This is a genomic window from Muriicola sp., assembly GCF_041567615.1.
In the GTDB taxonomy this organism is placed as follows: domain Bacteria; phylum Bacteroidota; class Bacteroidia; order Flavobacteriales; family Flavobacteriaceae; genus Muriicola.
In genome coordinates this window covers 1-8,346 of record NZ_JBFGBM010000122.1, presented here as the reverse complement: position 1 = coordinate 8,346, position 8,346 = coordinate 1, and the positions used below count along the sequence as shown (strand labels likewise).

General features: G+C 51.8%; 6 protein-coding genes. 4 read left to right on the top strand and 2 right to left on the bottom strand.

Annotation, left to right across the window (positions count from 1 at the left end):
* From ABYP73_RS09190 to ABYP73_RS09175, 4 genes are all read left to right on the top strand, one after another.
* The coding region (locus ABYP73_RS09190; protein ID WP_372974121.1) for an alpha/beta hydrolase at positions 1–510 on the top strand (510 nt) is incomplete at its 5' end.
* On the top strand, positions 511–1,185 hold the full coding sequence (locus ABYP73_RS09185; RefSeq protein ID WP_372945925.1) for a GDSL-type esterase/lipase family protein: 675 nt from the start codon (positions 511–513) through the stop codon (positions 1,183–1,185). It begins immediately after the preceding gene.
* A 5-nt stretch (positions 1,186–1,190) separates the two neighbouring features.
* Positions 1,191–2,810: a family 20 glycosylhydrolase gene (locus ABYP73_RS09180; protein ID WP_372945926.1), complete on the top strand. Its 1,620-nt coding sequence runs from the start codon at positions 1,191–1,193 to the stop codon at positions 2,808–2,810.
* Between the two features lie 34 nt (positions 2,811–2,844).
* Positions 2,845–4,350, top strand: coding sequence for a S10 family peptidase (locus tag ABYP73_RS09175; protein WP_372974120.1), 1,506 nt, complete (start codon positions 2,845–2,847; stop codon positions 4,348–4,350).
* 25 nt (positions 4,351–4,375) lie between these two features.
* Here ABYP73_RS09175 and ABYP73_RS09170 read toward each other — a convergent pair whose 3' ends face one another.
* On the bottom strand, positions 4,376–7,783 hold the full coding sequence (locus ABYP73_RS09170; protein ID WP_372974119.1) for an amidohydrolase family protein: 3,408 nt from the start codon (positions 7,781–7,783) through the stop codon (positions 4,376–4,378).
* A 78-nt stretch (positions 7,784–7,861) separates the two neighbouring features.
* Positions 7,862–8,284, bottom strand: a complete 423-nt coding sequence (locus ABYP73_RS09165) for a DUF5606 domain-containing protein (protein WP_372945175.1) — start codon at positions 8,282–8,284, stop codon at positions 7,862–7,864.
* Positions 8,285–8,346: the final 62 nt, after the last annotated feature.

Here is an 8,346-nt window from a genome sequence, read left to right as displayed (position 1 = left end):
GAGACGAGTAGCAACAACCTGGAGGAATTCAAGAGGCTGATCTCTGCCGTGATTCCCTATTCCGTGGCTGATGGACTCGCTGCTGTAAATTACGTTCGGGAACATGCAAAAGAATGGGGGTTAAGGGAGGACAGGATCGGTTTTATGGGCTTTTCCGCCGGGGGTGCCGTGACCATGGGGGTTGCTTACAACGCCACTCCTGAGTCGGAACCCGACTTTCTGGTCCCTGTCTATGCCTGGACCGATGCTATGCCCGTGCAGCCTGTCTCAGCGGATAAACCTCCCATGTTGGTCATCTGTGCCTCTGACGATCCCCTGGGTCTTGCCAGCGGCAGTATCGATTTGTATAATTCGTGGTACAATGCCAAACAAAATGCGGCCATCCATATGTATTCAAAAGGCGGACACGGTTTCGGGATGAGGCCTCAGGGCCTGCCTTCCGATTCCTGGATAGAACGGTTTTACGATTGGGGTATAGCTGAAGAACTGATAACCCCTCCTGGAAAATAAATGAATTCCCCGGTTCCAAAAAACCTCAGGCTCATAGCCTTCACGATCATTTTGTGTTCATGCATCGCATCGGGCAGATCGCAGGGAAAAGAGGATTTCACCGAGGAAGTGGCCCTGATCAGTCAGAAGTACAAAGCCCTTAAACAAAGTAAACAAAGGGCCGTGGTTTTTACGGGAAGTTCCAGTATCAGGCTGTGGAAGGAACTAGAGGAATCTTTTCCCGATCATCGAATCGTCAATGCGGGATTCGGGGGATCCCAAAGCAAAGATCTTTTGAGGTTTGTCAAACCACTCATTCTGGATTTTAGCCCTGAAAAGGTCTTTATTTATGAAGGGGATAATGACCTCGGTTACCGCAAATGTCCTTCCAGGGTGATGAGGAACACGAAAAAGATCCTGAGAAAGGTGTGGGAGGAATTTCCGGACACACGGTTTGTCCTGATCGCCGCCAAGCCCAGCCCTGAAAGATGGAGTTTAAAAAGGCGTTTCCAGAGGCTGAATCGCAAGTTGGAAAAATACGCCTCCCAATCAGACCGGGTCCAATTTGCGAACATCTGGAATGTGATGCTCAGGGACGATCAGGTAGATGAGAGCCTGTTTGAGGAGGACGGGTTGCATATGAATGAAAAAGGATATGCACTTTGGTACGAAGTGCTCAGCAAATACTTAAATTGACACGTATGAAATTGACTAAAGATTTATTATGGACAGGCCTGATCACCTTCTTTTTGTGCGTTGGTGCCTCTTGTGAAAATAAAAGGGAGGAAATCGACATGCCTTCCCTGGATCTAAGTAAGGAACACCTTATTCCCATTCCTTCAAAGATGGTGGCCTCGGGCAGCAGTTTTCGCCTCGATCAATTTACCCGCATTGTCACCCAGGGGGATGACGAGCGCCTTGAGGAAGTGGCTTCCTTCCTGGCGGAGAAGATCAGCCAAAAGGCAGGCATCCGGCCGGAGGTCAATCCGGAATCTGGAAAAGAAGGCGATCCGGTCATCTTTTTCCGTCAGCAAGGCGGAACGTCCTGGCCAAACCGGGAAGCGTACAGACTCTCTATTTTCAAGGATTCTATGGTCCTGGAGGCACCCTCGGCTGAAGCTGCCTTCAGGGGAGTACAGACCATCAGGCAGCTCATCCCTGAAGTCTCCAATGATACCCTGGCGGCACACCCGATCTGGCCTGTGGCTTCAGGTACTGTCGAAGACTATCCCAATTTTGGATTCAGGGGCTCTATGCTCGACGTGGCCCGCCATTTCTTCAGCGTGGAAGACGTCAAAAAATACATAGACCTGCTGGCGTATTACAAGATCAACGTCCTGCACCTCCACCTGACAGACGACCAGGGGTGGCGAATTGAGATCAAGGCCTGGCCGAAACTCACCGAAGTGGGGGGAAGTACCGAAGTGGGAGGCGAAGCTGGAGGATTTTTCACCCAGGACGATTACAAGGACATCGTGGCTTATGCCAACGCTCACTTTATGACGATTATCCCGGAGGTAGACATGCCCGGACACACCAATGCAGCCTCTGTTTCCTACCCTTTCCTGGATGGAACGGGCAAGCCCCTGAAACTTTACGAAGGAACCCGGGTGGGCTTTAGCACCTTCGATACCCGAAAGGATACGGTTTATGCCTTCCTGGATGATGTGGTGCGGGAGATCTCCGCCATCACACCTGGACCCTACTTCCACATTGGCGGGGATGAAAGCCATTCCACTGAGAAAGATGATTATATCTATTTTGTGAACAAGGTGGAAAAGATCGTCCAAAAGTACGGGAAAACCATGATCGGGTGGGATGAGATCGCCCAGGCCGATGTGGACCCTTCTTCCATTGCCCAGTTCTGGGCCGATGCGGAAAATGCAACCACCGCCGTCGAAAAGGGGATGAAGGTCATCCTGTCCCCCGCCAAAAAAGCCTACCTGGACATGCAGTACGATACTCTATCTAAACACGGCCTGCACTGGGCCGCCTACATCCCGGTAGATACCGCCTATATCTGGAACCCGGAGACTTACCTTCCCAATATTCCCAAGGACCGGATCCTTGGGGTGGAAGCCCCACTCTGGTCTGAGACGATCAGCAATATGCAGGAATTGGAGTATCTGGCTTTCCCCAGGGCGATAGGGTACGCTGAGCTCAGCTGGAGCCTTGAGGAGAACAGGGACTGGGAGGATTTCCGGGTAAGGCTTGCCAACCAGACCCCCTACCTGCAAATGATGGATGTTGCCTATTATCCTTCACCCAGGATAGACTGGGTAAAACCTCCTGAGAAATCGAGGGAGATCATCAAAGACTGATTTCAGAATACGAGATTTAACCAAGCCAAAAAATATGAAAAGGATATTCATTTTAGCCGCGCTGTTGATAGTCCAGATGGTTCATGGCCAAAGGGAACGGGATACCATCCCCAGGGCCGAAGTGTTCACCAGCATGCAAAGTGTGAACATAAATGGAAGAACCCTATACCTCACTGCCCAGGCGGGGACCTTCGAGGTTAGGGACGAACAGAACAAGCCCATTGCCCTCATGGGCCATACCTTTTATACAAAAGGAGACAAACGGGAGTCTGAAACGAGGAAAAGACCTATAGTCTTTGCTTATAACGGCGGTCCCGGATCTTCTTCCTACTGGCTCCATATGGGCATCCTCGGGCCTAAAAGGATCGTCGTGAACGACCCTGACTACACCCCGGCGTCTCCCTATCAGGTAGTCAATAACAATTTCTCCATCCTGGATGTGGCAGACCTGGTCATGATCGACCCTGTGGGAACCGGCCTGAGCGTGCCCCTGGGTAAGGCCGAATTCAAGGATTTCTGGGGAGTCGACCAGGATATCAGAAGCCTGGCCCTCTTTATCAGGCAGTTCCTGATCGCAAACGACAGGATGAATAGTCCCAAATACCTGCTGGGCGAAAGTTATGGCACATTCCGTAATGCGGGACTGATGAACCATCTGCTCAAGGACGGGATCGCCCTTAACGGGGTCGTCATGGTCTCAGCGGTTTTCGATCTGAGGACTCTCCTCTTTCCGCCAGAGGACGATCTACCTTACATCGTCCATTTCCCCACCTATGCAGCTACGGCCTGGTACCACGATATGATCCCGGAAAAACCTGTGGACCTCTATGCATTTTTGGATGAAGTCAGGACGTTCACCGAAGAAGAATACTCCCCCGCCCTCTTCAAAGGGGATAGGCTTACGGATGATGAGAAGAGTGAGATGGCCGGTAAGCTGGCCCGGTATACAGGGACGAAGGCAGACTATTGGATAAAGGCAAACCTCAGGGTCACCAACAGTGAATTCTTTGCGGAATTCCTCCGGGATAAAGGCGAGATCGTAGGGCGGTTAGACTCCCGTTTTACGGGTATCAACCAGGATCTGCTGGCACAGGAAGGAAGTCATGATCCCCAGAGCTCAGCCATTTCTCCTGCCTATACCGCCGGATTCCTGGATTATCTGTACCGGGACCTGAAGGTAGACAAGTCCCTGCATTACGCCACCTCAGCCTATGAGAGAGAAGGGTTTAAATGGGACTGGAAGCACGAGGGGAACGAACGCTGGGGAACACAGGCTGCGATCAATACGGGGGTCGACCTGGCCGAGGCTATGTCGAGGGATCCCAATGTGAAAGTGCTCATCCTGAACGGGATCTACGATATTGCCACGGTTTTCTACGGGGTGGAACACAGTATCAATCACCTGGGACTGACCCCGGAGATCAAGAAAAATATCATCATGAAGTATTACGAGGCCGGGCATATGATGTATACGCATCCACCGTCCATGGCCCAGTTCAAGAAGGATGTGGCGGATTTTATCAGGGATACTTCCCGATAATCGCAACCATGCTTTACATTCGGAATCACTCCTTGATGCCCGGAATACCCGTTGGTTTTTCGGATTGCCAGCTGAAAGGTGAAGCTTTCTTCTCTACCGGCCACACCTCATCCAGGGTTTCGGCATCGTAGACCGTGCCGTTCTTGATCACATGCGTTAGGGTATTGGTGTTCCTGAGATCCTCCAGGGGATCTTCACCCAGGATCAGGATATCGGCCAGCTTTCCCGCTTCGAGGGATCCGAGATCCTTCTCAAGTCCTATCGCCGTAGCCCCGTGGATCGTCGCTACTTTTAGGGCATCGTGATTTTTCATGCCCCCGCTGGCCACAGACCACAATTCCCAGTGGAATCCCAAACCCTGTAGCTGCCCGTGGCTGCCTATCCCGGCGAGCCCTCCTTCCCTGACCAGATCATCCATGAATTCGGCGTGTTTCATAAAGACGTGTTCCTCATCCATAAACCAACCCGGCCTCCTCCTGGATTTATTTGCCAGTTCTTCATAGGGGGTGAAATGCTGCAATTTCTCATCGTTCCACACATCTTCCTTGGCGTAGAAATAATTCTCTGCCCAGGGGCCTCCATAAGAGACCAGCAGAGTTGGCGTTACGGCCATTTGAGCCTCTGCAATGGATTTGACCACATCCCTGTAGATAGGATAGATCGGAAGGGAATGTTCATGTCCGGGATAACCATCCAGCAACTGGTTCATGTTCAACTTAAAATCGAGCCCCCCTTCTGTCGTCGGCATCAATTCGAGTTCCCTGGCGGCCATGATGATCCATTGCCTCTGTTGCCGGTTCCCGACCAGGTACATCTTGATGGTTTTTGTATGGTAATATTCACTGTATTGCTTCAATACGCGTTTGGCGTGGTCCAGGCTCTCTATCTTATACCTCCAGAATCCCACTCCGGGTCCTGTGCTGTATACTCGAGGGCCGTGCAGCATACCGACCTCAACCATGTCTGAATAGGTGAGGACATCCGTAGTGGCGGTCTGGGGATCCCGGGTGGTGGTCACCCCATAGGCCAGGTTGGCTGAGTACATCCATACCTGGTTTTTATGGATCCCCCAGATAGGCCACATATGGGCATGGGTGTCCACAAATCCCGGGGTGAGCGTTTTACCGCTTACATCGATTACCCTTGTATTTTTCGGTACCGCGACGGAACCTGTCGGCCCGAGCGCTTTGATCCGGTTGTTCTCGATCAGGATATCGCCGTTCTCAATGATCTCATCCCCTTTCATGGTGATGATCCTTCCCCCTTTTAACAGTAAATTCCCTTCAGGCATATACCGCCTGTATTTCACCTTGATCTTAAACTCTTCGGCTTCAAAGGCCTCACTTTCCTTCTCCTTGTCATTCCCGTTGGCCGTAGAATCTTTTTGCTTCTGAGCATCCGCGAGTTCTTTCTCCGCTTTCTTCGCTGCAGCCACACTGTCCCTGAACTGTTTTCCGGCCGCCAGGTCGTACCGGAAATGGCTGGCCCCGAGAGACCAGTGAACTTTCTTGCTGTCGTCGGACCAGGCCGGGAACTCTCCCCCCAGGGTGGTCAGCTTCACCGCCGGGAAGGCAGCTTTCTCAGGTTTGGCAACAGAGATAGTGGGGGTCTTCCCATACCTCGGGATCGTAACAGTATAGATATCGTTGTTGATCAATGCCAGGGCTGTGGCACCGTCAGGGGAGATCCTGATCTCCGTAGGCCTGGAGGCCTTGTCGTTGTCTTCCCTGCTGTCTTCCACCAAAGGCAAATAATGGGGATAGGTACCCTCCATGTGGTCCTTGTCAAAAATATCGCTTGATCCATAGGTCTCTATCCCCTTCAACTTCAAGAGCTCTTTTTCATCTGTCCCGTCCCAGCGAATGGATACCAGGCCTTTGGTAGAGTGGCTCAGGTAGATCCTGTCGTCAGCCTTCGTAAAATGCGGTTGTTCCCTCCCCTTGGATTTGTCTATGAATTGAACGGCACCTCCGTCTGCAGAGATCCAGACCAGGTCTTCCTGTGCTCCCCGGGCCCTGGGTCCCACGGCATCCGCGTAAGCCTGCGCGGTTCCTCTCTGGAAGGCGATCCGGTTCCCGGAATACGCCCATTGCGGGTTACTGTATACCCCAGCCCGCCGGGTAAGCTGTACCTGCCTGGGCCTTCCCTCCGCATTGACCTTAAAAAGGTGCCCCCCTCCGTCTTTCCAGGTCGTATACACCAACCACTTCCCATCCGGGGACCAGCTGGGCTGAGCCTCTGTAAAATCGTGGTCCGAAAGTCTTCTGGGAGTACCATCGGGAAGGTCCATAACATAAAGCCTGTTGAGGGCTGTAAATGCCAGTCTCTTGCCATCCGGAGAGGGCCTGGCATCCCGGATCTGTGTCACCAGGGCTTCAGGGGTATCCTCAATGGGATAGGAGAATTTCAATAGCGGCCCCAGATCGAGATCCAACTCCGCCGTGAACGGGATTTCCGAGGCTGTGTTGTTCGCGATATCAATGGAATAGAGCTTTCCTCCATAGGAAGTGAGCAGTTTTCTGCTGTCTGGGGTAAAGGACATGGCCGGGAGCACCCCCAAAGGCGCTATGGATTCCTGTTCGTCCCTCTGTACGGGATAGGCCAGCCATCGCTCCTTCCCTGAATTGAGGTCCCGCAGAACAAGTCCTGTTTTCTCTTCGTACCTGCTGCCGTAGACCAGCCAGTTCCCATCCGGAGACAAGGTGGGCGTAAAGGCAGAACCATAGCGAGAGGTGATCACCGCCATATCGCCATCCTCCATATCATAGGTCCCTATCTGGTATTGCGGTAACTGGGCGTTGTAATTCCAGGCGTTCTGTCGCTGGGAGAAATAGAGCAATTTCCCGTCCGGACTAATGGCCGGGTCGATGGTCTTGAGATTCTTGGGTTCAGCGATCAGGGCACTTCCCGAGCCTCCTTCCCGGTGATAGATGTGCATTTTGATATTCCGCCTCCCCTGGGCTGCTACGATATACTCCCCGTCCGGGGTCCATTCTGCAGCGAAGAAATTCTGGTTGTTTGCCTTGCTGACCTGCTTTTCCTCCTTATCCTCAAGCCGTAAGGTCCACAGATTGTCAGAACCGCTCTTGTCCGAAATAAAAACAATCGATTTTCCATCCGGGCTGAATCGGGGGTGGACATCATAGGCCATGCCCTGGGTGAGAGGCGTGGCCTTACCTCCCTGAATAGGCAGGGTATAGATATCTCCCATCAGGTCAAAGACAAGGGTTGTGCCGTCCGGACTTACGTCCAGGGAGATCCAGGTGCCTTCCGAGGTGGTGAACCTGATATTCCTTTCAGGTTCCAGAGGCAGTTCCTTGGTAGCCTTTTTGGTGGAATCCACAGGCTGTATGGAATCCTGAGCAATCGTGGGGAGTGTTGAAAGAATAAAGATTAGAGCGAAATGGAGGGATCGTGAATACCGACGTATCATCTGGAGTCTCAGTTTTGTTCAGACTCCTAATATAGAGATAATAATGAGAAATAATGGGGGCTATCCGGGACGACTGTCCTACTCCTCTTTTGCCGTTTCGGCTGCTTCGTCTGCTTCGAAATCCGTGATCCCGTGCTGGTGCAGGAGGTTATACCATTGGATCACCTTTTTGATGTCGCTGGGATAGACACGGTCCTCGTCGTAATTGGGAACTACTTCGAAAAAATATTCCTCCAGCTTGATTTTATCCTCTTTGTGACCTATGGAGGTTTTTCCCCCGTTCTCCTTCTCTTTGATCTTTTTGAAAACGGCCTTAAGAGGCAGTTCTTCCTCCAGGGTAAAGATAGCGATCTCAGAAAGCACGCTTACGTTGCTGGTCATCCCAACTGTGACCTTCTTCCCGTCTAGCAGGGACTCGGCCACAAAACCCGAGCGGGTTTGGGTCAGCAATTTAAACAGTCCCGGTTTTCCTCCGATGGATAAGATCTTGTCCAGACTCATTCAGTTCCTGATTTTAGGCGGCAAATATGAAAAATAATACGGAAAATCTCATCCTACCTTGT